The sequence below is a fragment of the Paenirhodobacter huangdaonensis genome (assembly GCF_004022465.1).
Classification (GTDB): Bacteria; Pseudomonadota; Alphaproteobacteria; order Rhodobacterales; family Rhodobacteraceae; genus Rhodobacter; species Rhodobacter huangdaonensis.
On the sequence record NZ_SAVA01000003.1, the window covers coordinates 234780 to 261109 of the forward strand.

Annotated in this window: 28 protein-coding genes; 12 read left to right on the forward strand and 16 right to left on the reverse strand. The window is 69.3% G+C overall.

The genetic code is table 11. The annotated features are described in order from the left end of the window. Positions 1-10: 10 nt before the first annotated feature. The gene (locus EOW66_RS06680; RefSeq protein ID WP_128155650.1) at positions 11-406 is read right to left on the reverse strand and encodes a VOC family protein; all 396 of its coding nucleotides are present in this window, start codon (positions 404-406) and stop codon (positions 11-13) included. Between the two features lie 52 nt (positions 407-458). Next, complete coding sequence (locus EOW66_RS06685; RefSeq protein WP_128155651.1) at positions 459-1757, reverse strand: Nramp family divalent metal transporter; 1299 nt, start codon at positions 1755-1757, stop codon at positions 459-461. Positions 1758-1903: 146 nt separating this feature from the next. Between EOW66_RS06685 and mntR the strand changes: the two genes are divergently transcribed. Both mntR and EOW66_RS06695 read left to right on the forward strand, forming a co-directional pair. Then, on the forward strand, positions 1904-2362 hold the full coding sequence (gene mntR, locus EOW66_RS06690) for a manganese-binding transcriptional regulator MntR (RefSeq protein ID WP_128155652.1): 459 nt from the start codon (positions 1904-1906) through the stop codon (positions 2360-2362). A 223-nt stretch (positions 2363-2585) separates the two neighbouring features. After that, entirely contained in the window at positions 2586-2891 is a 306-nt protein-coding gene (locus tag EOW66_RS06695) for a hypothetical protein (RefSeq protein WP_239017522.1), read from the forward strand. A 93-nt stretch (positions 2892-2984) separates the two neighbouring features. On the opposite strand, the gene EOW66_RS06700 is transcribed toward EOW66_RS06695, so the two are convergent. Both EOW66_RS06700 and EOW66_RS06705 read right to left on the reverse strand, forming a co-directional pair. Next, positions 2985-4634, reverse strand: coding sequence for an electron transfer flavoprotein-ubiquinone oxidoreductase (locus EOW66_RS06700; protein WP_128155654.1), 1650 nt, complete (start codon positions 4632-4634; stop codon positions 2985-2987). Positions 4635-4676: 42 nt separating this feature from the next. Further along, the gene (locus EOW66_RS06705; protein WP_164881051.1) at positions 4677-5684 is read right to left on the reverse strand and encodes a phosphatase PAP2 family protein; all 1008 of its coding nucleotides are present in this window, start codon (positions 5682-5684) and stop codon (positions 4677-4679) included. Between the two features lie 146 nt (positions 5685-5830). On the opposite strand from EOW66_RS06705, the gene greA reads away from it, so the two are divergent. Then, positions 5831-6301 carry a transcription elongation factor GreA gene (greA, locus tag EOW66_RS06710; RefSeq protein ID WP_164879987.1) on the forward strand — a complete coding sequence of 157 codons (471 nt, stop codon included), beginning with the start codon at positions 5831-5833 and terminating at the stop codon, positions 6299-6301. A gap of 25 nt (positions 6302-6326) precedes the next feature. Further along, positions 6327-7382 (forward strand): hypothetical protein, encoded by a 1056-nt coding sequence (locus tag EOW66_RS06715; protein WP_128155656.1) that lies wholly within the window; start codon positions 6327-6329, stop codon positions 7380-7382. 67 nt (positions 7383-7449) lie between these two features. Here the strand turns inward: EOW66_RS06715 and EOW66_RS06720 are convergent, their stop codons facing one another. After that, the gene (locus tag EOW66_RS06720) at positions 7450-8034 is read right to left on the reverse strand and encodes a GNAT family N-acetyltransferase (protein ID WP_239017523.1); all 585 of its coding nucleotides are present in this window, start codon (positions 8032-8034) and stop codon (positions 7450-7452) included. Continuing rightward, positions 8031-8615 (reverse strand): molybdenum cofactor guanylyltransferase MobA, encoded by a 585-nt coding sequence (gene mobA, locus EOW66_RS06725; protein ID WP_128155657.1) that lies wholly within the window; start codon positions 8613-8615, stop codon positions 8031-8033. Before mobA ends, EOW66_RS06720 begins: the two co-directional genes overlap by 4 nt. Positions 8616-8699: 84 nt before the next feature. Between mobA and EOW66_RS06730 the strand changes: the two genes are divergently transcribed. Together EOW66_RS06730 and EOW66_RS06735 are read left to right on the forward strand one after the other, a co-directional pair. After that, the gene (locus EOW66_RS06730) at positions 8700-9416 is read left to right on the forward strand and encodes an AzlC family ABC transporter permease (protein ID WP_128155658.1); all 717 of its coding nucleotides are present in this window, start codon (positions 8700-8702) and stop codon (positions 9414-9416) included. Beyond that, a complete protein-coding gene (locus EOW66_RS06735; RefSeq protein ID WP_128155659.1) occupies positions 9413-9751 on the forward strand; it encodes an AzlD domain-containing protein in 339 nt (112 codons plus the stop codon). The genes EOW66_RS06730 and EOW66_RS06735 overlap by 4 nt, the downstream gene beginning before the upstream one ends. A gap of 60 nt (positions 9752-9811) precedes the next feature. On the opposite strand, the gene EOW66_RS06740 is transcribed toward EOW66_RS06735, so the two are convergent. From EOW66_RS06740 to EOW66_RS06760, 5 genes are all read right to left on the reverse strand, one after another. Then, a complete protein-coding gene (locus tag EOW66_RS06740; RefSeq protein WP_128155660.1) occupies positions 9812-10438 on the reverse strand; it encodes a hypothetical protein in 627 nt (208 codons plus the stop codon). Between the two features lie 37 nt (positions 10439-10475). Next, positions 10476-10610, reverse strand: a complete 135-nt coding sequence (locus tag EOW66_RS06745; protein ID WP_128155661.1) for an aa3-type cytochrome c oxidase subunit IV — start codon at positions 10608-10610, stop codon at positions 10476-10478. A 76-nt stretch (positions 10611-10686) separates the two neighbouring features. Further along, complete coding sequence (locus EOW66_RS06750) at positions 10687-11160, reverse strand: DUF6173 family protein (protein ID WP_128155662.1); 474 nt, start codon at positions 11158-11160, stop codon at positions 10687-10689. Then, the gene (locus tag EOW66_RS06755; RefSeq protein WP_128155663.1) at positions 11157-12203 is read right to left on the reverse strand and encodes an MBL fold metallo-hydrolase; all 1047 of its coding nucleotides are present in this window, start codon (positions 12201-12203) and stop codon (positions 11157-11159) included. Before EOW66_RS06755 ends, EOW66_RS06750 begins: the two co-directional genes overlap by 4 nt. Further along, positions 12200-13891 carry an acyl-CoA dehydrogenase gene (locus EOW66_RS06760; protein WP_128155664.1) on the reverse strand — a complete coding sequence of 564 codons (1692 nt, stop codon included), beginning with the start codon at positions 13889-13891 and terminating at the stop codon, positions 12200-12202. The genes EOW66_RS06755 and EOW66_RS06760 overlap by 4 nt, the downstream gene beginning before the upstream one ends. Before the next feature lie 129 nt (positions 13892-14020). Here EOW66_RS06760 and EOW66_RS06765 point away from each other — a divergent pair, with 129 nt between their 5' ends. Further along, positions 14021-14971, forward strand: a complete 951-nt coding sequence (locus EOW66_RS06765; RefSeq protein WP_128155665.1) for an L-threonylcarbamoyladenylate synthase — start codon at positions 14021-14023, stop codon at positions 14969-14971. A gap of 144 nt (positions 14972-15115) precedes the next feature. Here the strand turns inward: EOW66_RS06765 and EOW66_RS06770 are convergent, their stop codons facing one another. Further along, entirely contained in the window at positions 15116-15676 is a 561-nt protein-coding gene (locus EOW66_RS06770; protein ID WP_128155666.1) for a YqgE/AlgH family protein, read from the reverse strand. A 165-nt stretch (positions 15677-15841) separates the two neighbouring features. Between EOW66_RS06770 and EOW66_RS06775 the strand changes: the two genes are divergently transcribed. Then, a complete protein-coding gene (locus tag EOW66_RS06775; protein ID WP_164881052.1) occupies positions 15842-16639 on the forward strand; it encodes a protein-disulfide reductase DsbD domain-containing protein in 798 nt (265 codons plus the stop codon). 6 nt (positions 16640-16645) lie between these two features. On the opposite strand, the gene EOW66_RS06780 is transcribed toward EOW66_RS06775, so the two are convergent. The 4 genes from EOW66_RS06780 to EOW66_RS06795 all read right to left on the reverse strand — a co-directional run bounded on the left by EOW66_RS06780 (position 16646) and on the right by EOW66_RS06795 (position 22852). Beyond that, positions 16646-19993: an efflux RND transporter permease subunit gene (locus tag EOW66_RS06780; protein WP_239017532.1), complete on the reverse strand. Its 3348-nt coding sequence runs from the start codon at positions 19991-19993 to the stop codon at positions 16646-16648. A gap of 106 nt (positions 19994-20099) precedes the next feature. After that, positions 20100-21554, reverse strand: coding sequence for an efflux RND transporter periplasmic adaptor subunit (locus tag EOW66_RS06785; RefSeq protein ID WP_128155668.1), 1455 nt, complete (start codon positions 21552-21554; stop codon positions 20100-20102). Positions 21555-21673: 119 nt separating this feature from the next. Next, positions 21674-22489 carry a uracil-DNA glycosylase gene (locus tag EOW66_RS06790; protein WP_128155669.1) on the reverse strand — a complete coding sequence of 272 codons (816 nt, stop codon included), beginning with the start codon at positions 22487-22489 and terminating at the stop codon, positions 21674-21676. 9 nt (positions 22490-22498) lie between these two features. Then, positions 22499-22852, reverse strand: coding sequence for a DUF2628 domain-containing protein (locus EOW66_RS06795; RefSeq protein WP_128155670.1), 354 nt, complete (start codon positions 22850-22852; stop codon positions 22499-22501). A gap of 164 nt (positions 22853-23016) precedes the next feature. Here EOW66_RS06795 and EOW66_RS06800 point away from each other — a divergent pair, with 164 nt between their 5' ends. The 4 genes from EOW66_RS06800 to pyrC are packed head-to-tail and all read left to right on the forward strand — an operon-like array spanning position 23017 to position 26324. Next, positions 23017-23982, forward strand: coding sequence for an aspartate carbamoyltransferase catalytic subunit (locus EOW66_RS06800; protein WP_128155671.1), 966 nt, complete (start codon positions 23017-23019; stop codon positions 23980-23982). After that, positions 23975-24460, forward strand: a complete 486-nt coding sequence (locus EOW66_RS06805; protein ID WP_128155672.1) for a hypothetical protein — start codon at positions 23975-23977, stop codon at positions 24458-24460. The genes EOW66_RS06800 and EOW66_RS06805 overlap by 8 nt, the downstream gene beginning before the upstream one ends. Beyond that, entirely contained in the window at positions 24457-25050 is a 594-nt protein-coding gene (locus EOW66_RS06810) for a hypothetical protein (protein WP_128155673.1), read from the forward strand. The genes EOW66_RS06805 and EOW66_RS06810 overlap by 4 nt, the downstream gene beginning before the upstream one ends. Further along, positions 25047-26324 carry a dihydroorotase gene (pyrC, locus tag EOW66_RS06815; RefSeq protein ID WP_128155674.1) on the forward strand — a complete coding sequence of 426 codons (1278 nt, stop codon included), beginning with the start codon at positions 25047-25049 and terminating at the stop codon, positions 26322-26324. Before EOW66_RS06810 ends, pyrC begins: the two co-directional genes overlap by 4 nt. Positions 26325-26330 lie beyond the last annotated feature (6 nt).

Genomic DNA, 26330 nt, shown 5'->3' on the forward strand with positions numbered 1-26330 from the left:
CCGCCGGGCCTTACAGATAGCGCCCGCCGCGTTCGAGCACCTCGATCTGATAGCCATCCGGGTCGGCGATGAAGAAGAAGCGCGCGATCACCGTGCCCGCCGGGGCGAAATCGACGATCTTGCGCGGGGCAAGCCCCGCCGCCTCCATCCGCGCATGCTCGGCCGCGACATCGGCGACCGACACCGCCAGATGGCCATAGCCGTTGCCCAGATCGTAAGGCTCGGTGCGGCCCTTGTTCACCGTCAGCTCGAGCTCGAACGTGCTTTCCGCATTTGCCAGATAGATCAGCGTGAACTCGGGAAAGTCGAGCCGCTCGGCCACGCCCAGCCCGAAGGCCGCCTCGTAGAACGCAAGCGCGCGCGCCTCGTCGAGAACGCGGATCATCGAATGGATCATCTTGGCCATGTCTGCCCTCCGTTTTGCCCCTGTCTGGCAGGGGCCGCGGCGAAGGGCAAGGTCAGGACTGAAGGAACGGGATCGGCAGGCCGAAGGCCTGGGCGAGCAGCACGAAGTTCAGGCACAGCACCACCAGCGCCCCGCCCCCGGCCGCAATGCGCACCTTCAGGCTCGAGACGAAATCGCCCATCACCGAGCGCTGCGCGGTCAGCCACAGCAGCGCCAGCATCGGCACCGGCAGCGCGATCGACAGCACCACCTGGCTCATCACCAGCGCCTCGGTGGCATTCACCCCGGCGAGCACCACGGCAAAGGCCGGCAGCATGGTGACCGCCCGGCGCAGCCACAGCGGAATGCTCATCCGCAGGAAGCCCTGCATGATCATCTGCCCCGCCATCGTGCCGACCACCGAGGAGGAGATCCCCGAGGCGATCAGCGAGACGAGGAACACCCCGGCCGAAGCCGCGCCCAGAAGCGGTGTCAGCGTGTGATAGGCGGTCTCGATCTCGGCCACCTCGGCATGGCCCTGATGGAAGGCCGAGGCCGCCATCATCACCATCGCCAGGTTCACCATGCCGGCAACCGAGAGCGCGACAATCACCTCGATGTTCGAAAACCGCAGCACGGCGCGGCGCTCGGTGTCGTTGCGCACCCGCGCGCGGTGCTGCGTCAGCCCGGAATGCAGATAGATCGCATGTGGCATCACCGTGGCGCCGATGATCCCCACGGCGATCGTCAGCGCGCCAAGATCGGGCAGCCCGGGCGTCACCAGCCCATGCACCGCATCGCCCCAGTTGATCGGCGCGATCAGCACCTCGGCGAGGTAGCAAAGGCCGATGACGCCCACGAGCGCACCGATGATGATCTCCATCGGGCGAAAGCCGAAAGCCTCGAAGGTCAGGATCAGATAGGTGGCGACGGCGGTGATCGCCATGCCCCACAGCAGCGGAATGCCCAGAAGCAGCGACAGCCCGATCGCACCGCCGAGAAACTCGGCGAGGTCGGTGGCCATCGCCGCCACCTCGCTCACCGCCCACATCGCCATCACCAGGGGCTTCGGCAGATGCTCGCGGCTGAGCTCGGCGAGGTTCTTGCCGGTGACGATACCGAGCTTCGCCGAGAGTGCCTGGAACAGCATCGCGATCAGGTTGGCGAACAGCACCACCCAGAGCAGCGCATAGCCATAGCCCGCGCCCGCCTGGATGTTCGTCGCGTAATTGCCCGGGTCCATGTAGGCCACCGAGGCAATCACCGCCGGTCCGAGGAACACCAGCCACACCCGCGGTCCGCGCATCCGGCCATGGATCGCGGCGGTCATCACCGTCTGCGTGCGTCGCGTCAGCCTGTCGCTCGGTTCCATGGTGCTCCCTGCTCTTCTGGACTGCCCGGCCGGAATTTAAAGCCTCGGCTACACTTCTGTCAAATGGCTTCCTTCCCCGCCGCGACCTTTCACATGGTTTTCAAAGTAAAGCCGAGGCTGTAAAGTGTTCCAGACCGGAGGAACCCATGACCGAAGCGATCCAGACCGACGCCGCCGGGGCAGCGCCCGACCCTTCCGCGCGTTTCAGCCAGGCCCGCGCCGCCCAGTCGATGGCGGTGCTCGAGGATTACGCCGAGATGATCGACGACCTCACCGCGGAGATGGGCGAGGCGCGAATCACCGACATCGCGGCACGGATGGGGGTGACGCATCCGACCGCGACGAAGGCAGTGGCGCGGCTGAAGCGCGAGGGGCTGGCGAATTCGCGCCCCTATCGCGGCGTGTTCCTGACCGCGGCCGGGACGGCGCTGGCGGCACGGGTGCGGGCGCGGCACCGGGTGGTGGTCGACCTGCTCGTCGCCGTGGGCGTGCCGAACGAAACCGCCGAGCTTGATGCCGAAGGGCTCGAGCACCACGTCTCGGAGGTCACGCTGCGCGCCTTCGAGGCCTTCCTCGACGCGGCGCGCGGCGGCGGCGCCGCCTGATCCCGCCCGGGCGTGACGCTGCGGCAACGCCGCCACGCCGATGATGCACAGCCCTCTTGCGAAATGGCGACTTTCGGTCACACTTGCGTGAGGGTCGGAGCTTTTCGGCCTGCCGTTCCCGGGGCGGGCGAACGGATTTTCAACACGTCTGACAGGCCCGGCGCAGCCGGGAACTTCGTTCCAAAAGGATCACAGCAGCATCATGCACTTCAGAAACGCAACTGTGGCAGGCCTCGTTCTTCTCACCCTGTCTGCCGGCGCCAGCTTCGCGCTGGACCGCAAGCTGACGGTCTACAACAAGTCCGGCTACACGATCACCGAGTTCTACGGCTCGAACAGCGGCTCGGACAACTGGGAGGAAGACATCCTCGGCAAGGATGTGCTGCCCCCCGGCGGCTCGGTCACCATCGATTTCAACGATGGCACCGGCTATTGCATGTTCGACTTCCTGGTGAAGTTCGAGGATGGCGACGAGATGACCGACAAGATCGACGTCTGCACCGTCGGCACCTACAACATCACCAACTGAACCGGCCCCGACCGACCCCGGCCGCGGCCGAAATGCGAACGGGGGAGGCGCCGCCTCCCCCGTTTTCCATTTTTCCCTGCGGGCCTTGCGGGCTCACATGTTGGGATAGTTCGGGCCGTCGCCGCCCTGCGGCGTGGTCCAGGTGATGTTCTGCGACGGGTCCTTGATGTCGCAGGTCTTGCAATGCACGCAGTTCTGGAAGTTGATCTGGAAGCGCGGATTGCCGGCCTCGTCGGTCAGCACCTCATAGACCCCGGCCGGGCAGTAGCGCTGCGCCGGCTCGGCGTATTTCGGCAGGTTCACCGCAATCGGGATCGACGGGTCCTTCAGCTTCAGATGGCACGGCTGGCTCTCCTCATGGTTGGTGAAGGAGAAGGCCACGTTCGTCAGCCGGTCGAAGCTGATCTTGCCGTCGGGCTTCGGATAGTCGATCGGCTTGAAGTTCTTCGCCTCGCCGGTATGCGCGGCATCGGTCTTGCCGTGCTTGATCGTGCCGAAGAACGAGAAGCCGAAGAGATTGTTCGTCCACATGTCGAGCCCGCCGAGAACCAGCGAGGCGGCCAGCCCCCAATGCGACCACATCGGCTTGACGTTGCGCACCTTCTTCAGGTCGGCCGCGATCGGGCCCGAGCGCAGGTCGGCCTCGTACTCGACCAGCTCGTCGCCCTCGCGCCCGGCCTTGATCGCCGCCGCAGCGGCCTCGGCCGCCGCGATGCCCGACAGCATCGCGTTGTGGTTGCCCTTGATCCGCGGCACGTTCACCAGCCCCGCCGAACAGCCGAGCAGCACGCCGCCCGGGAAGGTCACCTTCGGGATCGACTGCCAGCCGCCCTCCGAGATCGCCCGCGCGCCATAGGCCACGCGCTTGCCGCCCTCGAGCAGGCCCTGCACCATCGGGTGGTGCTTGAAGCGCTGGAACTCCATGTAGGGGAAGAGATACGGGTTCTCGTAATTCAGGTGCACCACGAAGCCGATGAACACCTGGTTGTTCTCGAGATGGTAGATGAACGCACCGCCGCCCGCGTTCTTGCCGAGCGGCCAGCCCATGGTGTGGGTCACCGTGCCCTCGCGGTGCTTCGCGGGGTCGATCTCCCAGATCTCCTTCATGCCGAGGCCGAATTTCTGCGGGCAATGGCCCTTCGACAGCTCGAACTTCTCCATCACCACCTTGGAGAGCGAGCCGCGCACGCCCTCGGCCAGCATCACGTATTTGCCGCGCAGCTCCATGCCGGGCTCATACTGCGGGCCGGGCGTGCCGTCCGACTCGAGCCCCATCTCGCCGGCGACGACGCCGGCGACCCGGTCACCGTCCCAGACGATTTCCGAAGCCGACATGCCCGGGAAGATCTCGACGCCCAGCTCCTCGGCCTGCTCGGCCATCCAGCGGCAGACATTCGCCATCGAGACGATGTACTTGCCGTGGTTCGACATCAGGGGCGGCATCGGCCAGTTCGGAATGCGCATGTGCCCGGCCGGCCCGAGGATGAAGAAATTGTCCTTCTTCACCTCGGTCTTGATCGGCGCGCCCTTGTCGCGCCAGTCCGGGATCAGCTTGTCGAGCCCGACCGGGTCGAGCACCGCACCCGACAGGATATGCGCGCCCACTTCCGAGCCCTTTTCGAGCACCACGACGTTGAGATCCGGGTCGATCTGTTTCAGACGGATCGCCGCCGACAGCCCCGCGGGACCGCCACCCACGATCACCACATCATATTCCATCGACTCGCGTTCGATCGCCGCCATGGCCTGGCTCCCTCGACTGGCTTCAGCTCTACGGCCCCGTTGCTAACTTACCTGACGGAACGAAGCAATTGTGACGCAGCGACTATGCGCAACATTCTTTCGCTTTTTTACGCCGGACAGGTGGCGCAGTCCGACGTGGCCGGCAAGCACGACGAGACAGGCCACATATCCGTCAACCGCGTAGTGATAGCCCGTGTAGACGGAGACAAAGAAGATCGACAGCAGGAACAGCCCGCCCAGCGGCGCCAGCCAGCGTGAGCGCTCGGCAAGATAGAGCGCGACAATCGTCGCGACGGCGACATGCATCGACGGGAAGGCCGAGATGCCAAGACCGAAGTCGAGCCCACCGCCAAGGTAGCGGTGCCAGAGACGTTCCTGGATCACCCCGATCCCGGTCTCGGAAAGGCCGGAAGCCGCAAGCGCCTGCGTCAGTTCCCCGAACCGCTCGGTGCCGGTCAGCCGGTCGTAATAGACCGGCCCGACGGAAGACCCGGCGAGCGCCAGAACGTTTCCGATCCCCAGCCAGGAGGCGAAGAACAGCCACAGATATCGCCGCGCCCGCGCGAAATCGGGATCGGTCGCGGCCACGACCACCGGGAAGCCGATCGCACACAGCCCCCAGACCATCAGGTAAAGCCACGGCATCCCGCCCGGCCCGCGATCCCCCAGCAGGTCATGCGCGATGCGCCAGGGGTCGCGGCCGAAATGCAGCCAGTTGTCGAAGGCCGCAAGCGCTGCATCCGCATAATAGGGCACGAGGACCGGAATGGCATTCTTGGCGAAGGAAAAGCCAAACGTCAGCAACAGGGTCGCACCGGTGACGAAGACAAGCGGCGCCATCCGCGCGACGATCCGGCGCCGGCCGAGGAGCGCGAAACCGATCAGCAGCCACGGCCAAATCTGCCCCGCCGCCCCGATCATCATCCCTGCCGAAGCATGCACCGTCGCGCCGGCCTCCCAAATCAGGCGCGCAGCGTCACCATAAAGCCACCCTGTCAGCGCAAGCGCACTCAAAGCATAGGCGATCGAAGCCCTGAAAATTCCCTGCATGTTAATGTCTCGTGCAATTCCAATGCCTGACCCCTCGCGCATCGATGCGGCGAAAATAGGGCGCAGCCCTTGACTTCGGGGGGGGATGGCGGATTTACACTCCAGTCAACACGATGTTGCCAGCAAGCTCGGAGCAGGGGCTCTCAATGGAAAAGATACCGATGACGCGCGCGGGTTTCGACGCGCTCGATGCCGAACTGAAGACCCTCAAGACGGTCGAACGCCCCACCGTCATCAAGGCGATCGCCGAGGCCCGCGAGCACGGCGACCTGTCGGAGAATGCCGAATACCACGCCGCGCGCGAGAAGCAGAGCTTCATCGAGGGCCGGATCAAGGAACTCGAGGCGATTCTCGGCCGTGCCGAGGTGATCGACCCCTCGCGGATGACCGGCGCGATCAAGTTCGGCGCCACCGTCACCCTCGTCGACGCCGACACCGACGAGGAGCGCACCTATCAGATCGTGGGCGAGGCCGAGGCCGATCTCGAGCGCGGCCTGCTGAACATGAAATCGCCCCTCGCCCGCGCCCTGATCGGCAAGGACGAAGGTGACAGTGTCGAGGTCCGCACCCCCGGCGGCGAACGCAGCTATGAAATCCTCTCGGTCCGCTACATCTGAGGACCAGCCCGAAAGGTTTGCCGTGATGAGCGACGCCAAACCGGATCGCATCGCCCCCGAGCCGCCGGCCGCCGTCGGCGCGACCCCGATCGCCGACGTGCGTGCGCGCGCCGCGGCCCGGCAGGGCTTCGGCCCGATCGAGCGGATCGCCACCGGGCTCAGCCTTGCCTGGCTCGTCCTCGTCGCGGCGTTCTGGCTCTTCGTGCCGGGCCCCGGCGCCGGGCTCGATGCCGCCGCGCTGGTGATGGCGGTGACCGGCATCCTTCTGCCGCTGGTGATGATCTGGATCGCGGCGATCACCGCGCGCACCGCCGCCGAGATGCGTGCCGAGGCGCAGGCGCTGAAGGCCTCGGTCGAGACGATGCGCACGGCCTGGCTTGCCCAGGCCCAGCTGCGCCCCGGCAGCACGATCGAGAAGAAGCTCGACGAGGTGGCGCAGGTCGCCCGCCAGGCGGAAACCGCGATCGCCACCTTCACCTCGCGGCGCGATGCCGGCGCGACGCAGCCCTCGGCCGACCGCAAGGCGGCGCTGGTGGCCCCCGCCCCCGCCGCCCCCGGCGAGGACCAGCCCGCCCTCGCCCTCGGCACCCCGGCCGAGGCGCTCGCGCAGCCGGTCTCGGTCGCCGATTTCATCCGCGCGCTCAATTTCCCCGACAATGCCGACGACCGCGAGGGCTTCCGTGCGCTGCGCCGCGCGCTCGAGGACCGGACGATGGCCAAGCTGATCCGCGCCGCGCAGGACGTGCTCAACCTGCTCTCGCAGGACGGCATCTACATGGACGACCTGCGCCCCGACCGCGCCCGGCCCGAGCTGTGGCGCCGCTTCGCCCAAGGCGAACGCGGCCGCGAGATTGCCGCGCTCGGCGGCGTGCGCGATCGCTCCTCGCTGGCTCTCACCGCCGGGCGGATGCGCTCGGACACGATCTTCCGCGACGCCGCACATCACTTCCTGCGCCAGTTCGACCGCACCTTCACCGAGTTCGAGGCGAACGCCTCCGATCAGGAAGTGGCGGAACTCGCCGAGACCCGCACCGCGCGCGCCTTCATGCTGCTCGGCCGCGTCACCGGCACCTTCGACTGAGCCGCCCGGGCTTTCTTCCGGGCCGAAATACCTCGGGGGGCGGGGCAGCGCCCCGCGACCGGGCCGGTCACAGGTGGCGCACCATGGTGAGGCTCGAGCGATAGCCGAAGATCAGCGCCTTCACCCGGCTCTCGCAGCGCGCCGTCACCTCGAAGCCGAGCCGGTCATAGAGCGCCCGCGCCCGCAGGTTCTCGCCGATCACCTCGAGCCGCAGCCGGGCAAAGCCGCGCATCGCCGCCTCGGCCGACAGCGCCTCGACCAGCGCGGCGCCGACCCCGGCGCCGCGCGCGCCCTCGGCCACGGCAAGCCCGTCGACGGCGATCGTGCCGGGCTCCAGATCCTCGGCCAGCACGCCAAGCGCATGGCCCCGCCACCAGGCACCGAAGCGGCCGTAGACCGCCACCAGGTCCGACATCCGCCCGCCGACGAAGGATCCCCGCGCGGTGCGATAGCCGATCACCCCCAGCAAGGCCCCGGCCGCGTCGCTCGCCGAGATCACGTGATCGGGCGCCATCACCCGCTCGATGAAGGCCATCGCCTTCGCCTCGGGCCCCATCACCATGCCAAGCTTGCCACCGAAGGCCTGCCAGTAAAGCCGCGCTGCCTGTGCGCGCTGCTCGGGATCGACGCCGTGGCGGATGACCGGCCTCACCGCGCGCCCCCGATCCGCAGCGCGGCGGCGGCAAGGTCCTCGGGCGTGTTGAGATTGGCAAAGGGATCCTCGGGCAGGTCGTCGAAGGCAACCTCCGTCGCCGCGCCAAGCGCCACCCGCAGCCGCCGCTCACCGGCCGCGAACAGCGCCCCGATCCGCGCCGCCTCGGACAGCGGCCAGAAGGCTGCGGTGTAATGCGCCCGGCCGCGCCAGGTCGCGAAGGCCGCCCCCCCCGGGGCGGCGAGCCGCGCCACCAGGTCGCCGGGCAGGAAGGGCGTGTCGGTCGCCGCGCTCACCAGCGCCTCGGCGCCCACGGTTTCGGCCCAGCGAAGCCCCGCCCGCAGCCCGGCCAGCGGCCCCTCCCCGGCCTCGCCCGGCAGGTCGGCAAGCACCGGCAGGCCGACCCCGGCAAAGCGCGCGGGATCGCCATTGGCCGACAGTGCCAGCGCCCCGATCTGCGGCGCCAGCCGCGCGATGACATGGACCGCCAGCGGACGGCCGGAGAGCGGCAGCAGCGCTTTCGCGACACCGCCCATGCGGCGGCCCTGCCCGCCGGCCAGGATCAGCCCGGCGATCCGCATAATGCCTCCGATACAATCGCGCCCTTGGCGCCCTTCGTCGCTGCCCCTAGAACTGGCGCAACACGCCGCAGCGAGCAAGCCACCATGACCGACCGCCCCTCACTTTCCGCCGCCTACTGGCGCGGCCTGCGCAACGGATTGCCCTTCATGCTGGTGATCGTGCCCTTCGGCACCCTCTTCGGCGTCGCCGCGACCGAGGCCGGGCTGAACCTCGTCGAGGTGATGGGGTTCTCGGTTCTGGTCATTGCGGGCGCATCGCAGTTCACCGCGGTGCAGCTGATGAACGACCATACGCCGGCGCTGCTGGTGATCCTGACCTCGCTCGCGGTCAACCTGCGCATGGCGATGTATTCGGCCTCGCTCGCGCCGCATCTGGGCGCCGCGCCGCGCTGGCAGAAGGCGCTCGTCGCCTATTTCATGATCGACCAGAGCTTTGCCGTCGCCGCGCAGGATTACGAGCGCGCGCCGCAGCAGAGCCTGGCCGAGAAGCTCGCCTATTACGCCGGGGCCTGCACGCCGAACTGCCCGACCTGGTATGTCGCAACACTCGCGGGCGCGCTTCTGGGCGCGGCGATCCCGGCCGAATTCGCGCTCGATTTCGCCGTGCCGGTGACCTTCCTCGCAATGATCGCGCCGCTGCTGCGCTCGCTGCCGCATCTGGTCGCGGCGACGGTCTCGGTCGTCGCGGCGCTCGTCTTCTCGTTCCTGCCCTCGGGGCTGGGCGTGCTGGTGGCCGCGGTGCTGGCGATGGCCGCGGGTGCGCGGGCCGAAACCTTCCTGACCCGGAGGGCCGCCCGATGACCGCAGACTTCTATGGCCGGGCCGAGATCTGGACGATTATCCTCGCCCTCGGCATCGGCACCTTCTTCCTGCGCTATTCCTTCCTCGGCCTCGCCGGGCGCCGACCGCTGCCGGAATGGGCGCTGCGCTATCTGCGCTATACCGCGGTGGCGGTGCTGCCGGGGCTGGTCGCGCCGCTGGTGCTCTGGCCGCAGGCGACGGGCGGCGCCCCCGACCCCGCGCGGCTGATTGCTGCCGCGGTGACGGTGCTGGCGGGGCTCGTCACGCGCAACACCCTCGCCGCGATCCTTGGCGGCTTCGTTTCGCTCTATCTCGCGCTCTGGCTGGTCGGCTGAAATGAAAACGCCCGGGGCGCAGGCCCCGGGCGCACATCGTCTGACCGGTCTGCCGCCGGATCAGAACGGCAGATTGGTGCCGTGCTTGATCTCTTCCTGCTGCACCATCAGCACGCCCGAATTGTCATCGGGGTCGTTGTCGTAGTGATCCTTGGTCACCACGCCGGGCAGCTTGCCGAAGGCCTTCGACAGCTTCAGCGGCGAGAAGGTGTTCGGCAGCGATTCGAACCCCGGGATGTCGCGCAGCACCGCCGAGGTGTCATTGGCGCACATCATCTTGTTCACCGCGCCATTCGCCTCGGCCCGGCGGATCATCGCATCCGCCTGCGCAAGCGTCACCGGCACGCGCTGCTCGCGCACATACCAGGTCTCGCGCGCGTGGTAGTCGATGTAGAACTTGTACATCCGCTCGGTGATGCCGTAGTCGACGTCATTGCGCTCGGGCACCCAGGGGTGGTTCCAGGTCCCGGCCGGGTCGAAGATCACCCGCTGCGTGCCGTCGATCATCAGCGACGAATGCCCGCCCGAGCCGGTATGGGTGCCGATCACGGTGAACAGCGTCACCGAGGGCGGGTTGCCGGTGTGCACCGCCGCCTTCTGCACCACATCGTCCGGTGCCCAGACGGGTTGTGCCCCGCACGCGGCCAGCGCCAGCGGCAGGATCAAGCAGATGATAAGTCGGCGCATCTGCCGTCCTCCTCAAACTCGTGACAGGGCTGACGGATCAGCCGTTTGCCAGAGCGAGGAACACCAAAAATGCCACGATGACAACCGCCCCGACGGTCACGAAGCGCAGGAATCCGGCGAATGTTCTCTCCTGAGCACGGATGTCCATGCTGCCCATTCTGTAATCGGCCATCGTTTCCTCCCGACTGTCTCCCAAGGCAAGCCTAGCGCAGCGCCGTGCGCCTGTCATCCATGCGATGCGCCGCGTCTCAGCCCTTGCGCTCGGCCGTCAGTCCCCGGGCCAGGCGGAAGCCGATCCGCCGCGCCTCGTCCTCGGCCGCGGGCTTCGGGATCGCCACCAGCATCACGTTGAGCTGGCTCACATGCTGGATCAGCTGGGTGCGCGCGCCGTCCTCGTCGCGGCCATAGAAGGTCAGGATGTCGGGAGCGAAATAGCCGAGCCCCTCGATCTGCAGCACCCCGACATCGCCGCCGGTGATGCCCAGCGCCACCTCCTCGTCAGGCTGCAGCTGGTTCTCGAAGTTCTGGATATAGAGGACCAGCCGCTCATAGGCCCATTGCGCGGGCGACTTGTCCTCGAATGGCTCGTCGGCCATTCCGGGCGGCAGCGGCAGGGTCTCGAAAGGCGCCCCGGCATCGTCATTGGTCAGCACCGCATGGGCGCGCGGCAGCGCGCTTTCCTCATGCGCCTCGGCAACGGTGCGGATCGGGGTGTCGCTCATGCGAGGGACCAGTGCCAGATATCATCCTCGGTCAGCGTGCGGCGGACCTCGCCCCGGTGCAAGAGGTGATTGAGATGCGCCACCGCCTCGACCAGCGCGAGCCCATATTCGCCCTCGCCGATCGGCCGCTTGAAGAGCGCGGGGAAGCAGGCGGTGGCCGGCCGCGGCCCTTCGGCCAGCAGCGTGCGCAGACGGGCGAGCGCGCCCTCGTGGTTCTCGATCATCTGCCGCAGCCGCAGCGGCAGGCCGGTGAAGGGCGTCTTGTGGCCGGGCAGCACCAGATGGTGGCGATGCGCGAAAGGCTGGAAGGCGCGGCAGCTCTCCAGCCAGTCGGCGACCGGATCGGCCATCGGCTCGGTCGCATAGACACCGAGATTGGCCGAGATCGAGGGCAAGAGCTGATCGCCGCCAAGGATCAGCTCGTCGTCCTCGGACCAGAGCGTGGCATGATCGGGCGCATGCCCCTCGCCGATCCGCACCCGCCAGCGCCGGCCGCCGGCCACGACCCGGTCGCCCTCGCGGATCCGGGTGAAGCCCAAGGGCAACGGATGCACGCAATCGGCGAAGTTGAAGGGGCGCTCGAGGGTGCGGCGGGCGTGCAGGTCGGCGGGCATCCCGGCGCGGCGCCAGAAGTCGAGCGTTTCGGCGACCGGCACCGGCTGCTCGTCAAGAACCAGCATCCGGGCGAAGAGCCAAGAGGTGCGGGTGGTCACCAGCTCGGCGCCGCGCGCCTGCAACCAGCCCGCCAGGCCGATGTGATCGGGGTGGTAATGGGTGACGAGAACGCGGGTGACGGGCTTGCCCGCAAGCCGCCCGTCGAGCGCCGATTGCAGCGCAGCACGACAGGCCGGGGTGTCGATGCCGGGGTCGACCAGCGTCCAGCCGTCGCCATCATCGAGGGCATAGGCATTGACGTGGTCGAGCGCCATCGGCAGCGGAAGGCGCAGCCACAGCACGCCCTCCGCAATCTCAACGGTTTCACCCGGGGCGGGCGGATCGGGCCAGGGGTAGTGCAGCCCTTTCCGCGCGGTCCCGTGGCTCATGCGCTCAGGTCTTCGACCGACAGCGCATAGAGCCCCTCGGCGCCCTCGCGCGCCTCGGCCAGCGCCGCGGCGAACTGCGGCAGCAGGCGGCGGATATAGACCGCGGCAAGCTTCGCATGACGCGACCCGGCACCCTCGGCGATCGCCGCACGCAGATGGAAATGCGCGCCGAGCACCCGGGCGAAGGCCTTGAGATAGGGCACGGAGCCCGCAAAGCGGTCCTGCATGTCCTGGCCGATCATCCATTCGGTGTGCTCGCGCAGCGTCTCCGCGGCCTGCCAGACGGCGTCGGCGAGATCGGGCAGCGCCTCGCGCCCGGCCTTGGCGTCTTCCTCGACCTCCTGCAGCAGGCGGAACGCGGCCTTGCCACCGTCCATCATCTTGCGCCCGACAAGGTCCATCGACTGGATGCCGTTGGTGCCCTCGTAGATCGCGGTCACACGCACGTCGCGGAAATACTGCGCGGCGCCCGTCTCCTCGATGAAGCCCATGCCGCCGTGCACCTGGATGCCCTGATCCGAGACCCACATGCCGGTGTCGGTGCCATAGGCCTTGGCGATCGGGGTCAGCAGCGCGGCGCGCGCCGTCCAGGCCTCGTCCCCGGTCGCGTGCCCCATGTCGATCGCCACGGCGCAGGCAAGCGCGATCGAGCGCGCCGCAAACACCTCGGCCTTCATCGAGGCGAGCATCCGGCGCACGTCGGCATGCTCGATGATCGGCTTGAACTGCACCCGGTCCTGCGCATATTGCAGCGCCTTCTGATAGGCGCCCTCGGCGATGCCGATGCCCTCGACGCCGACGTTCAGACGCGCGTTGTTCATCATCGTGAACATCGCGGCCATGCCCTTGTTCGGGCCGTCGACCATCCAGCCCTTCGCGCCCTCGAAGCTCATCACGCAGGTGGGCGAGCCGTGCAGGCCCATCTTGTGCTCGAGCGAGACGACCTTCAGGCTGTTCGCCACGCCCGGCTCGCCGTTCGCGTCGGGGAGGTATTTCGGCACCATGAAGAGCGAGATCCCCTTCGTGCCCGGCGCGCCGTCGGGCAGGCGGGCGAGGACGAGGTGGCAGACGTTCTTCGTCATGTCCGAATCGCCCCAGGAGATGAAGATCTTCTGCCCGGTGACGGAATAGGTGCCGTCGCCATTCGGCTCGGCCTTGGTGCGCAGCGCGCCGACGTCGGAACCGGCCTGCGGTTCGGTCAGGTTCATCGTGCCCGACCATTCGCCCGAGATCAGCTTCGGCAGGTAGAGTTCCTTGATCTCGTCCGAGGCGTGATGCTCGAGTGCGTCGATCTGGCCCTGGGTCAGCAGCGGATTGAGCTGCAGCGCGAGGTTGGCGCCCGACATCATGTCATTGACCGCGATCGCCATCGTCAGCGGCAGGCCCATGCCGCCGTATTCGACCGGCGAGGAGATCCCGACCCAGCCGCCCTCGGCGATCTGCTCATAGGCTTCCTTGAACCCCGGCGAGGAGCGCACCACGCCGTTTTCCAGCTTCGCCGGATGCAGGTCGCCGTTGCGGATCAGCGGCGCCATCACCTCGTCGCACAGCTTTGCCGCCTCGGTCAGGATCGCATCGACGGTCTCGCCGGTCGCCTCGGCGAATTTCTCGGTCGCCGAGACCGGCGCGAGCGGCACCACCTTGTCGAGAATGAACCGCAGTTCCGCGACGGGCGAACGATAGGACATGGCTTCCTCCTGGGGGCGCTTGGCAAGGGGCGCCAGCGCGCTTATGACCGAGTTTACTCGGGCGACAAGTTACCGCAAGGGAAGGCGCCTTCAACCGCAACGCAGCGTCACCGGAGGTGAATGGATCGCATGACCGAACGTCTCGCAGCCGATGCCACGGGGATCGCACGGGCCGCCGAGCTGCTGGCCGCGGGTGATCTCGTGGCCTTTCCGACCGAGACCGTCTACGGCCTTGGCGGCGATGCCCGCTCGGGCGAGGCGGTGGCGCGGATCTATGCGGCCAAGGGCCGGCCGCGCTTCAACCCGCTGATCGTGCATGTGCCCGACCTTGCCGCGGCGGAACGGGTGGCCCTGTTCCCGGACCGGGCGCGGGCGCTTGCCGCGGCGTTCTGGCCCGGCCCCCTGACCCTCGTGCTGCCGCTGCGCCCCGAGGCGGGGATCTCGGATCTCGTCAGTGCCGGGCTTGACACGGTGGCGGTCAGGATGCCCGCCCATCCGGTCGCGCGCGCGCTGCTTGCGGCCTTCGGCGGCCCGGTCGCGGCGCCCTCGGCCAATCCCTCGGGCAAGGTCAGCCCGACGACCGCCGAGCATGTGCTCGAGGGGCTCGACGGCAGGATCGCCGCGGTGGTCGATGGCGGGCCCTGTGCGGTGGGGCTCGAATCGACGATCCTGATGCTCGATCCGCCGACGCTGCTGCGCCCGGGCGGGCTGCCGGCGGAAGCGCTCGAAGCGGCGCTTGGCTGTGCCTTGCCGACGGGCGGGGATGCGGCGAAACCGAACGCCCCCGGTCAGCTGAAATCGCATTACGCCCCCGGCGCCGCCGTGCGGCTGAACGCCACCGAGAAACGCCCGGGCGAGGTCTTCCTCGGCTTCGGCCCCGGCCCCGCGGCCGATCTGACGCTCTCCGCAAGCGGCGATCTGATCGAGGCGGCAGCCCGCCTGTTCGGCGCGTTGCGCGCGGCTGACCGGCTGGCGCAGGCACGCGGCGCTGCAACGATCGCCGTCGCCCCCATCCCCGACACCGGGCTTGGCCGCGCGATCAACGACCGGCTGCAGCGCGCCGCGGCGCCGCGCAGCTAGGGGGCGCTGCCCCCTCGCGCCAGAGGCGCTCACCCCCGAGGTATTTTTGCCAAGATGAATGCAAAGGCACGTTTCGCTTGCGTTCTTCCTGGGAAAATACCTCGGGGGGAGGCGAAGCCGGGGGGCAGCGCCCCCCTTCTGCGCTCAGGCGTGGCCCGCCGCGGCCGAAAGCGTGCGCGGATCGACGCCCATGGTGGCGAGGGCGCGCGTCCATTTCGTCGCGTGATCGGCACCGAGCACGATCTCGGCGTCGCCATCCGCGATGAGCCAGCCGTTCGACAGGATCTCGGCCTCGAGCTGCCCCGGCCCCCAGCCGGCATAGCCAAGCGCAAGGAGCGCGCGGTCCGGGCCACGGCCCTGTGCGATATCCTCGAGGATGTCGCGCGTTGCGGTCATCGCCATCTCGGGCATCACCTCCATCGCCGGCCCCTGCCCCGTCCAGTCGCGCGAATGCAGCACGAAGCCGCGCCCGGTCTCGACCGGGCCGCCGAACAGGATCGGCGCACGCTCGGGCCGGTCCGAGGCGGTCACCGGGATGCCAAGCTGGGTGAGCAGGTCGCTCAGCCCCGGCGTCGGCAGCGGCTTGTTGACGATCACCCCCATCGCGCCCTCGGGCGAATGGGCGCAGACCGCCACCACCGCATGCTCGAAGCGCGGGTCGCCCATGCCGGGCATCGCGATCAGGAGTTTTCCGGTCAGGTCCATGTCGGCCTCCACGGGCGCGGGATGCGCCATTCCTCAAAAGGTGGTCGCGTGCCCCCGCGCGATCAAGCCCCCGCCCCGCGCCGACTGTGGCAAAGCCGCACACAAAGACCGCGCTGGCGCGTTTGTGACTTGGACTGCCCGGCCCCGAGGCGCTATCGGAAGCACATGCCCAGACATCTCGCCCCGCTGCTTCCGCTCTGCCTCTGCCTTGCCGCGCTTTCCGCCCGCGCCGAGGAGCCGCTGCCCCCCGGCATGGAGGGGGCCGAGGTGCTGCCCGGCTGGGAGGCCCCCGACGGCAGCCGGATCGCAGCCCTGAAGATCGCACTCGATCCCGGCTGGAAGACCTACTGGCGCAGCCCGGGCGATGCCGGGGTGCCGCCGGTGATCGATTTCGCCGGGTCGGACAATGTCGCCAAGGTGCAGGTGATCTGGCCCGCGCCGCAGGTCTTCGACCAGAACGGGCTGCGCACCGTGGGCTATCACGACGAGATGATCCTGCCGCTCAAGATCACCCCCACGGATCCGGCGAAACCGGTGACGCTGTCGGCCGATCTCGACATGGGGATCTGCCACGATGTCTGCGTGCCGGTCTCGCTTGAACTTGGCGCCGATCTTGCCGGGCCGGGCGCGCCCGATGCCGAGATCCGCGCGGCGATGGCGGCGGTGCCGCTGCGCCAGCCCGGCCTTGCGCATTGCACGGTCGAGCCGATCGCCGACGGGATGCGGGTGAAGGCGGCGATCGACCTGCCCGAGGCGGCGGGCGAGGTGGCGCTGTTCGAACTGCGCTCGACGCCGATGTGGGTCTCGGATTCGGAGGCCGAGCGGCAAGGGAACACGCTGCTCGCCAGCGCCGAATTCGTGCCCGACAGCGGCAAGCCCTTCCCCCTCGATCAGTCCGATCTGCGGATCACCGTGCTGAGCGACGCGGGCGCGATCGAGATCGACGGCTGCCCCGCGAACTGAGACGCCTCAGCGCGCCGCACCGAGCCGTGCGCGCGCGATCCGCGGCGCGACGAGCCCCGCGCCCGCCACCACCAGCGCCGCAAGCCCCACGAACAGGCCAAGTGCCGCCGCGACGCCCTGCCCCGCCAGCATCGCGCGGCCGAGCGTTGCGACGAAGGCGAGCACGATCAGCCCCGCCGCCGCACCCAGCACCCCGCGCAGCGGCCGCGCCCGCAGCCCGTGGCGCAGCGCCCGCAGCTGTCGCGTCACATCGAGCTGGATCGCCAGCACCGTCGGCACCACCAGCAGCACGATCACCATGCCGAAGCCGAGCCCGTAGCACAGGGTGATGACCGTGGGTTTCAGGAACAGCGCCGAGGCCGAGGTCTCGTAAAGCAGCGGCGCCAGCCCCAGCACCGTCGTCAGCGTGGTCAGCAGCACCGGCCGCAGCCGGTCCGCCACCGCATCGACGATCGCCGGGCCAAGGCCGCGCTTCACCGCATATTCATCGACGGTCGAGATCAGCACGATCGCATCGTTGATGATGATCCCGGTCATGCCGATCAGCCCGACGACCGAGAACATCGACATCGGCAGCCCCCAGAGCGCATGGCCCCAGATCGCGCCGACAAGGCCGAAGGGAATCACCGACATCACCACCACCGGCCGGGTCCAGCTGGCAAAGATCCAGGCGAGCACGATGTAGATGCCGACGAGGCACAGGATCAGCCCGGTCATCGCGTCCGACATGAAGTCGCGCTCCTGCTCGGCCGCGCCGGTCAGGGTGAAGACGACGCCGCGCTCCTCGGCGATGCGCGGCAGGATCTCGTCGCGGAGCATGCGCTGGATCTCGTTCGCCCGCGCCGGATCATCCTCGGAGATGTCGCCGGTGACGCCCACGCGCCGCACCCCGTCCTCGCGCCGGATCGTCGAGAAGCCGGTTTCCGAGCGCAGGGTGACGATGTCGGAGAGCGGCACCCAGTTGCCCGCCGGCGTGCGCATCTGCATCCGCTCGATGAAATCGGCGGTCAGCTCGCGTTCCGGCAGCTCGACCCGGATCGAGGCCGAGCGCACGCCGTCGGGATAGGTTGCCGCCTCGGTGCCGTTCAGCCGCGCCCGCAGTTCGCGCCCGAGGCTGTCAATGTCGAAGCCGAGCGCCGCACCCTGCGGGGTCAGCGACAGGATCAGCTCCTCCTTGTCATAGGCGAGCGTGTCCTCGAGGGCCGAAACCTCGGGGAAGGCCGCAAGCGCCGCCTTCAGGTCTTCGGCCGCCTCCTTCAGCACCCGGCTTTCGGCGCCCGAGAACTGCACCGAGATGCCGTCCGACGAAGGCCCGCTGCGGAAGCCGCGGAAGCTGAGCTCCTCGAGCAGCGGCATCCGCTCGGCCTCGCGCTGCAGGCGGGCGACGAAATCGGCCGAGGAGAAGGGGCGCAGGTCGGCATCGATCAGCTCGACCGAGATCGAGCCCAGAAGGTCGGTGTCCTTGCCCTCGGCCGAGGCAAGCGCGCGGACCGAGGCGCCGCCGATCTGGCCCAGCACATATTCGACCGGGTTGGTGCCGGTCTCGGCCGCGTACTCCTGTCCGACCCGGTCGACGGCGCGCTGCAGCGCCTGCATCTGCGCCATGGTGTCGGCGCGCGAGGCGCCCGCCAGCATGGCAAAGGCGCCCGAGACCGTCGACTGTTCGGGCGGCGCGAAGAAGCGCCACTGCACCGTGCCGCCGATCAGCAGCGCGACCTGGCTGAGCAGCAGCGCAAGCGCGCCCGCCACGACCGCATAGCGCGCCCGCACGATCAGCCGCACCATCGGCCGCATGATCTGCACCCGCACCCAGTCGAGCCCGCGGTTCACCCCCCGCGAGGGCGCGTCATACCAGGCGCCCTTCGCAGTATGGGCAAGCGCGTGGCTCATGTGGTTGGGCAGGATCAGGAAGCACTCGATCAGCGAGGCGGCGAGCACCGCGATCACCGTCCAGGGGATATCCTCGACCATCCGCCCCATCGGCCCGCCGACCACCGTCAGCCCGGCAAAGGCGATGATCGTGGTCAGCGACGAGGCGAGCACCGGCGCCGCCATCCGCCAGGCCCCCTGCTCGGCCGCGAGAACCGGGTGCTCGCCCAGCTCGCGGGCGCGGAAATCGGCGTGCTCGCCGACCACGATCGCATCGTCGACGACGATGCCTAGGGTCAGGATCAGCGCGAAGATCGAGATCATGTTGAGCGTCATGCCGCCGAGGTACATGACCGCCAGCGCCGCCGCCATCGAGGTGGGAATCCCCATCGCCACCCAGAAGGCGGTGCGCGCATTCAGGAACAGGAACAGCAGCACCAGCACCAGCGCCAGCCCCTGCGCGCCGTTCTTCATCAGGAGTTCGAGCCGCTGGATGATCGCGGCCGAGCGGGTGCGCACAAGGTCGATGGTGGTGCCCGCAGGCAGGGTCGGGCGGATCTCGGCCACCACCGCCTCGACTTCGTGCTGCAGCGCGATCGCATCGCCCGCCGCCGAGCGCGAGACATTCACCGTCATCGCCGGGTTCGCGCCGACGAAATAGGCCCGCGCCCGGTTCGCCCCCTCGACGCGGATCTGCGCCACATCGCCGATGGTCAGCAGCGAACCGTCCGGGTTGGTGCGGATCACGATCCCCGCGATGTCGCGCGCCGCGCGCCGCTCCTCGCCGGTACGCACACGCGCCGCGCCCCCCGCCACGTCGCCCGCGGGGCTCGTCGCCGCCTCGGCCGCGATCAGCGCCGAGATCTGGCTCAGCGTCACGTTGTGGCGCATCATCTGCGCCGTCGGCACCTCGACCAGCGTGCGCGGCGCGGCCATGCCCTGCACCGTGGTGCGCGTCACCCCCGCCGCGTAGAGCCGCACCACCAGCTCGTCGGCCAGCCGGCCCAGCTGTTCGGGCGAGATCGGGCCGGTCAGCACCACATCGGTCACCGTGTCGCGCCAGACGCCGCGGGTGACGACGGGCTCGTCGGCGGCCTCGGGCAGATCGCCCGCGGCGGTGATCGCCTGCTCGACATCGTTCACCGCGCGGCCCATGTCCCAGCCCGGCTCGAACTCGAGGGTGATCGTCGCCTTGCCCTCGATCGCCCGGCTTTCGGAACTGTCGACGCCCTCGACCGAGAGCAGCGAAGGTTCGAGCACCTGCACGACAGCGCGGTCGACATCCTCGGCGCCGGCGCCCTCCCAGGTCACCTCGACCTTGACCTCTTCGGTCACCGAATCGGGGAAGAACTGCGCACGCATCTTCGGCAGCACGGCAAGGCCGGCGCAAAGCATGATGACAAGCACGATATTCGCCAGCGTGCGGTGCCGGGTGAAGCGGCCGATGATCCCGCGCGGCGGCGGCAGGGGCTCGTCGGGGCGCACAAAGGCGCCCTCGGCCCGGGCGGCCTCGGCCGCGGCAGCATTCGCCTCGGTCGCGGTGGCGGTCGCGATGCTGTCGGGGGTATCCTCGGGGCGTGCGCTCACCGGCTCAGCCCCCGGTCCGCGCTTCGAGCCGGTCGATCAGCTCGGCCGGCACCGCCTCCTCGGCGAGCTGGGCAAGGAGGCGCGCCTTCGTCTCGGAGGGCATGCGCGCATTCGCCTCGACCTGCGCAATCAGCCGCGCGCGGTGCGCGGCGTCGAGCGGCACCAGCGCCGGCGCGGTGGCGGCCGCGCCCGGCCGCAGCGGGCGCAGCTTCAGCCCCTCGCCCAGAAGCGGCGTGCGTTCGGCGACGATCTCCTGCCCGGTGGCAAGCCCTGCCGCGCGGATCAGCACCGTGTCGCCCTGCCGGTGCAGCACCTCGACCGGCACCGCGGCAAGCCGGTCGCCCGCGCCAAGGAGCAGCACCCGGCCATCCGCGCCGACGGCGGCCGACGGCACCTCGGCCACCGCCTCGAGCGGCGGCGCGTCGAGGGTGACGGTGACGAAATCGCCGGCCTTGAAGCCCGCAGGCGCATCGAGCCGGGCGAAGAGCTGACGCCCGGTCTGCCCGGTCTCGACCGCCGCCCCCACCCGCACCAGCGTCGCGGGCGCGCTGAGCGTGCGCCCCTGCAGATCCAGCGCCACCTCGGCCTGCATCGGCACCAGCGCGCCGGCGGCATCGGTCAGCCGGGCGAATTGCGCCGTCGAGACCCGGAACGAAACCTCGAGCGCGGCGGGGTCGATCAGCTCGCCGAGCATCTCGTTCGTCGCCACGACCCGCCCCTTCACCGCGCTGATCCCGGCGAGGTTGCCGGCAAAGCCCGCGCGGATCATCGTGTCGCGCAGCTTGCGCTCGGCCTCGCCAAGCGTGATCTCGGCGCGGCGCAGCGTGTTGCGCGCCTGATCGAGCCCGGCCTCGGCCGCCGAGAGCGCCGTGCGCTTCGTCAGCACCGCCTGATCGGCGGCCGAAACGGCAAGCTCGGCGGTCTCGGTGTCGGCCGCCTTGCCGAAACCCTTCGCGTCGATCGAGCGTTGCCGGTCGAGCGCCGAGCGGCGCAGGTCCGCCTGCCGGCCGGCCGCGGTCAGGTCATCCGAGGCGATCGCCATGGTGCGCTCGGCCAGCGCCAGCGCCGCCTGCGCCTCGCCGCGCGCCGCGGCCGCGGTGTCGCGCGCCGCCTGTGCCTCGGCCGGGTCGAGCTGCACCAGCAGTTCGCCCGCCGAGACCGTGCCGCCCTCGACGAAATTCGGCGACAGATCCCGGATCCGCCCCGCCGCCGCCGCCCGCAGTTCGAGCCGCCGCACCGCGCGGATCTCGCCATAGGCGGTAAGCCGCGGCACCCGCGTGCCGAAGTCGAGCGTCACCACATTCGCCGCAAAGACCCGCTCGCGCGCCTGCGCCGGGCGCTCGGGCGCGGCATTGCGTGCGCTGATCGCCGCGATGACGGCATAGCCCCCCGCCGCCAGCAGCCCAAGGGTCAGCGCAGTGAGAAACAGCCCCATCAGGGAGCGGGTGAGAAACTTCATCGTCCGTGTCCTGTCGGTCGGTGCGGCGGAAAGGGGCTGGCCCTGGCCTGGTCCTTACGCAAAGTCTAGCGCGCATCCTACGGGACGGAGTGTCGCTTCACCCGCCGTTCACGCATTTGTCAGGGCGCGCGCGCATTCAGCCGCGCGCGCAGGTCGAGCAGATCGGCCCAGGCCTCGCGCTTGGCATGGGGCTGGCGCAGCAGATAGGCCGGGTGGGTCATCGGCAGCGCGGGCCGGCCGAAGGCCTCGGCCCAGTGTCCGCGCAGCCGCAGGATGCCGCGCTTGTTCAGTGCCGCGGCGCAGGCGGCATTGCCCATCAGCACGATCAGATCGGGATCGGCGAGCTCGACATGGCGGGCGAGGAAGGGCAGCATCTGCGCAATCTCGGCCGGTTCCGGGTCGCGGTTGCCCGGCGGGCGCCAGGGCAGCACGTTGGTGATGTAGAAGGCCGCCTCGGCATCGGGGCTGGTCCGGGCAAGCCCGATCGCGGCGAACATCTTGTCGAGCAGATGCCCCGCCCGGCCGACGAAGGGCTTGCCCTGGATGTCCTCGTCGCGGCCCGGCGCCTCGCCGATGATCATCACCCGCGCCTTCGGGTTGCCGTCGGCAAAGACCGTGGTCTTTGCCCCCTTCTTCAGCTCGCACAGATCATAGGCCGCAATCGCCTCGCGCAGCGCCTCGAGGTCTTTTGCCGCAGCCGCCGCCCGGCGCGCCTCGGCGACCGGATCGGGGCCGGCCTCGGGCACAGGCAGTGGCCGCGGGCCGGGGCCCTGCGAGGCCACCGCGGCGGCCGCGGGTTTCGGCGTGTTCAGCGTCTCGGGCAGCGCATAGGCGTCGACCGGCTCGTCGAGCACAGCCGAATCCACCCCGAGCTCGATCAGCCATTCGAGCGCGGCGCGGGCAGCGTTGTAATCGAGATCGGCTCCGGCGGTCATGCCGCCAAGCTATGCCGGGGCGCGGCCGGGGTAAAGCACCCGTCCCATCGGATGCCCGCCCCGATCGACGCGCAGCATCACCTCGGCTCGCCCGAGCGCCCGCTTGCGCCAGGCGGGATAGGCCAGGAAGGGCGAGACTAAGACACCGATACCCATCAGATAAAGCACCAGAACCACCAGCGCGCGGGCATAGAACCCGTGTACGAGATAATAAAGCGGGCCAAAGAGCAGCGCCCAGAACCAGCTCAGCGCGGTCGATTCGTCGAAGCTGTCGGCAAGCTGCCAGGCTTCGGCCCGGCTCGCCGCGGCCTCGCGCCGCAGCCGCCGCCGCCGATCCTGGGCGGAGATCGGAACATCCGGCATGGCACCTCTCCTGAAATCAGTCCGTCAAAGTCCCATTCTGCCCCGGCGCCATGGCAAAACCGGGGCAAGGATGCGACGTTTTCCACCCCCGCCCCGGCCGCTTCATGCTGGACGGATGCCCCCCCTTTTGCCATAAGCGGCCCCGGACAACTTCGGAGGCAGTCATGTCATTCCGCGCAAGGCATCTTCTGGGCATCGAGCATCTGGCGCCGGAGGAGATCCGGACCGTCCTCGATCTCGCCGACCGCTACGTCGAACTGAACCGCCGCACGGTGAAGCGCACCGACGTGCTCGCCGGCATGACGCAGATCAACATGTTCTTCGAGAACTCGACGCGCACGCAGTCGAGCTTCGAGCTGGCCGGCAAGCGGCTCGGCGCGGATGTGATGAACATGTCGATGCAGACCTCGTCGGTGAAGAAGGGCGAGACCCTGATCGACACCGCGCTGACGCTGAACGCGATGCACCCCGACCTGCTGGTGGTGCGCCACGCCAGTTCGGGCGCAGTCGAGCTGCTGTCGCAGAAGGTGAACTGCGCCGTCATCAACGCCGGCGACGGCAAGCACGAGCACCCGACGCAGGCGCTGCTCGATGCGCTGACGATCCGCCGCAGCAAGGGCCGGATCGAGGGGCTGACGGTGGCGATCTGCGGCGACGTCGCGCACAGCCGGGTGGCGCGCTCGAACCTGATCCTGCTCGGCAAGATGAAGAACCGCATCCGGCTGATCGGGCCGCCGACGCTGATGCCCTCGGGGATCTCGGAGTTTGGCTGCGAGGTCTACGAGAACATGCGCGAGGGGCTTGCGGGCGCCGATGTGGTGATGATGCTGCGCCTGCAGAAGGAACGCATGGACGGCGGCTTCATCCCCTCGGAACGCGAGTATTTCTTCCGCTACGGGCTCGATGCCGAAAAGCTCGCCTGCGCCAAACCCGAGGCGATCGTGATGCACCCCGGCCCGATGAACCGCGGCGTCGAGATCGACGGCACCATCGCCGACGACATCACCCGCTCGGTCATCCAGGATCAGGTCGAGATGGGCGTCGCGGTGCGCATGGCGGTGATGGACCTCTTGGCGCAGAACCTGCGCGCCGAACGCGGCCGCGCCGCCGTCGGGGATGTCTATGTCTGAGATCAAGCGCGACAGCGTGCACGACTATCGCCCCGGCCCGGCCTCCGAGCTGCCGCTCGATCCGGGCGAGACGGTCGCGGCGGTGTTCAGCGCCGATCCCCGGCGGTATTGGTATGACACCGCGGTTCTCGCCGGCATCGGCATCGTGCTGGTCTCGGCGGCGCTCGTGTGGATGGGCCATACCGACCAGATCGCGGTGGCCGCCGTCGCCATCGCCGCCGGCATGGCGCTGCGCGCGCTCTACTTCCGTTCCGAGGTCTTCGCGCGGCGCTGGCAGCTGACCGACCGGCGCCTTGTCGGGCCGCAGGGCCGGCAGGTGATGCTGCTCGAGATCGCCGCCGTGCGCCGGCTGATGGGCGACGTGCAGATCGTCACCAAGGCGGGCGACAAGCACCTGATCAAGCATCTTGCCGACAGTGTCGCCGTGAGCGCGGCGATCGAGGCGGCGCGGACGAAACGCGCGAAGGTGAAACGGTGAGCGATGCGCCCGCCTCCGCCTCCGCCTCCGCCCCCGGCCCGGCCGGAGAGGAGAGCCCCCTGCCCCGGGTGGGCCGCGATGGCGCCACTTTCTGGGGCGGGCTGATCACCCCGGGTGAGGCGCTGCGCTGGCACGGCGCGCCCGATCCGCGGCTGTTCACGCCCGTCGGCGGGCCGGCGATCCTTGCGGTGCTCGCGGGCGGCGCGGCGACGGGGCTTGTCATCACCCTGCGCGCCGGAGGCTCGGCCGCGCAGGCGGTGGCGGGGATCGGGCTTTTCGTGCTCTCGGCGCTGCAGCTTGTCCGGCGCAGCGGTTTCGGCAACCGCCGGCTTCATGACCAGCGCTACGCGCTCACCGACCGGGCGATCTACATTGCCACGCTGCGCCCGGGCGCCGCGCCGTACCTCGAGCGCTACCCGCTGACGCCGCATCTGGCGGTCGGGCTCGGCCGCAATTCGGTCACCTTCCCGGTCGGCGTGACCCGGCACCGTAACGAGCCCGAGCGCCCGCTGATGCGCGGCTTCTTCCACATTCACGACGCGGCGGCGGTGCAGTCGCTGGTCCGCGAGATCCAGAGGGGAATGACATGACCCTGTTCCTGCAGAACGCCCGCCTGATCGACCCGGAGCGCCTGAGCGAGACCCCCGGCAACCTGCTGATCGCGGAGGGCCGCATCGTGGCGCTTGGCGACATCGCCGCGCCCGGGGGCGCCGAGGTGATCGACTGCGCCGGCAAATGCCTTGCGCCGGGCATCGTCGATCTCGGCGTGAAGATCGGCGAGCCGGGCGAGCGCCACAAGGAAAGCTTCCGCACCGCGGGGCGCGCGGCGGCCGCCGGCGGCGTCACCACGGTGATCGCCCGCCCCGACACGCTGCCCGCGATCGACACCCCCGAATCGCTCGAATTCGCCACCCGGCGCGCGGCCGAGGCGCCGGTGCGCATCCGCCACATGGCGGCGCTGACCAAGGGCCGCGACGGCCGCGAGATGACCGAGATCGGCTTTCTCATGGACGCGGGTGCCGTCGCCTTCACCGATGCCGAGGCGGTGACCACCGACGCCAAGGTGCTGAGCCGCGCCTTCACCTATGCCCGCGCGCTCGGCGCGATGGTGGTGGGCCACCCGCAGGAGCCGGGGCTGAGCCACGGCGCCGCCGTCACCTCGGGCAAGTTCGCCTCGCTGCGCGGCCTGCCCGGCGTCAGCCCGATGGCCGAGCGGATCGGGCTCGAGCGCGACCTCGCCCTCGTCGAGATGACCGGCGTGCGCTATCACGCCGACCAGATCACCTCGGCCGCGGCGCTGCCGGCGCTTGCCCGCGCCAAGGCCGCAGGGCTCGACGTCACCGCGGGCGTCTCGATCCATCATCTGACGCTGAACGAATTCGACGTCGGCGATTACCGCACCTTCTTCAAGATGACCCCGCCGCTGCGGTCCGAAGAGGACCGTCTGGCCGCGGTGCAGGCGGTGGCCGACGGGCTGATCGACGTGATCTGCTCGATGCACACGCCCGCCGACGAGGAAAGCAAGCGCCTGCCCTTCGAACAGGCAGCCTCGGGCGCGGTCGGGCTCGAGACGCTGCTGCCGGCGGCGCTGCGGCTCTATCACGCCGGCGCGCTGAGCCTGCCGCAGCTCTTCCGCGCGATGGCGCTGAACCCGGCGAAACGGCTCGGCCTGCCGCAGGGCCGGCTGGCCGAAGGCGCGCCCGCCGACCTCGTTCTCTTCGATCCGGACGCGCCTTTTGTCCTCGACCGCTTTACCCTGCACTCGAAATCGAAGAATACCCCGTTCGACGGCACCCGGATGGAAGGCAAAGTTCTTGCCACATTCGTCGCCGGGGTGCAGGTTTATCCGCATAACGAAAAATAAAAGAAC

Coding starts and splice junctions, on each gene's coding strand:
- EOW66_RS06745 (WP_128155661.1), bottom strand. CDS start 10,610: ATGGCCGATTACAGAATGGGCAGCATGGACATCCGTGCTCAGGAGAGA.
- EOW66_RS06795 (WP_128155670.1), bottom strand. CDS start 22,852: ATGCCGGATGTTCCGATCTCCGCCCAGGATCGGCGGCGGCGGCTGCGG.
- pyrC (WP_128155674.1), top strand. CDS start 25,047: ATGACCCTGTTCCTGCAGAACGCCCGCCTGATCGACCCGGAGCGCCTG.
- EOW66_RS06680 (WP_128155650.1), bottom strand. CDS start 406: ATGGCCAAGATGATCCATTCGATGATCCGCGTTCTCGACGAGGCGCGC.
- EOW66_RS06755 (WP_128155663.1), bottom strand. CDS start 12,203: ATGAGCCACGGGACCGCGCGGAAAGGGCTGCACTACCCCTGGCCCGAT.
- EOW66_RS06760 (WP_128155664.1), bottom strand. CDS start 13,891: ATGTCCTATCGTTCGCCCGTCGCGGAACTGCGGTTCATTCTCGACAAG.
- EOW66_RS06735 (WP_128155659.1), top strand. CDS start 9,413: ATGACCGCAGACTTCTATGGCCGGGCCGAGATCTGGACGATTATCCTC.
- EOW66_RS06700 (WP_128155654.1), bottom strand. CDS start 4,634: ATGGCGGCGATCGAACGCGAGTCGATGGAATATGATGTGGTGATCGTG.
- mobA (WP_128155657.1), bottom strand. CDS start 8,615: ATGCGGATCGCCGGGCTGATCCTGGCCGGCGGGCAGGGCCGCCGCATG.
- EOW66_RS06705 (WP_164881051.1), bottom strand. CDS start 5,684: ATGCAGGGAATTTTCAGGGCTTCGATCGCCTATGCTTTGAGTGCGCTT.
- EOW66_RS06750 (WP_128155662.1), bottom strand. CDS start 11,160: ATGAGCGACACCCCGATCCGCACCGTTGCCGAGGCGCATGAGGAAAGC.
- EOW66_RS06730 (WP_128155658.1), top strand. CDS start 8,700: ATGACCGACCGCCCCTCACTTTCCGCCGCCTACTGGCGCGGCCTGCGC.
- mntR (WP_128155652.1), top strand. CDS start 1,904: ATGACCGAAGCGATCCAGACCGACGCCGCCGGGGCAGCGCCCGACCCT.
- EOW66_RS06715 (WP_128155656.1), top strand. CDS start 6,327: ATGAGCGACGCCAAACCGGATCGCATCGCCCCCGAGCCGCCGGCCGCC.
- EOW66_RS06740 (WP_128155660.1), bottom strand. CDS start 10,438: ATGCGCCGACTTATCATCTGCTTGATCCTGCCGCTGGCGCTGGCCGCG.
- EOW66_RS06765 (WP_128155665.1), top strand. CDS start 14,021: ATGACCGAACGTCTCGCAGCCGATGCCACGGGGATCGCACGGGCCGCC.
- EOW66_RS06800 (WP_128155671.1), top strand. CDS start 23,017: ATGTCATTCCGCGCAAGGCATCTTCTGGGCATCGAGCATCTGGCGCCG.
- EOW66_RS06775 (WP_164881052.1), top strand. CDS start 15,842: ATGCCCAGACATCTCGCCCCGCTGCTTCCGCTCTGCCTCTGCCTTGCC.
- EOW66_RS06790 (WP_128155669.1), bottom strand. CDS start 22,489: ATGACCGCCGGAGCCGATCTCGATTACAACGCTGCCCGCGCCGCGCTC.
- EOW66_RS06785 (WP_128155668.1), bottom strand. CDS start 21,554: ATGAAGTTTCTCACCCGCTCCCTGATGGGGCTGTTTCTCACTGCGCTG.
- greA (WP_164879987.1), top strand. CDS start 5,831: ATGGAAAAGATACCGATGACGCGCGCGGGTTTCGACGCGCTCGATGCC.
- EOW66_RS06685 (WP_128155651.1), bottom strand. CDS start 1,757: ATGGAACCGAGCGACAGGCTGACGCGACGCACGCAGACGGTGATGACC.
- EOW66_RS06770 (WP_128155666.1), bottom strand. CDS start 15,676: ATGGACCTGACCGGAAAACTCCTGATCGCGATGCCCGGCATGGGCGAC.
- EOW66_RS06805 (WP_128155672.1), top strand. CDS start 23,975: ATGTCTGAGATCAAGCGCGACAGCGTGCACGACTATCGCCCCGGCCCG.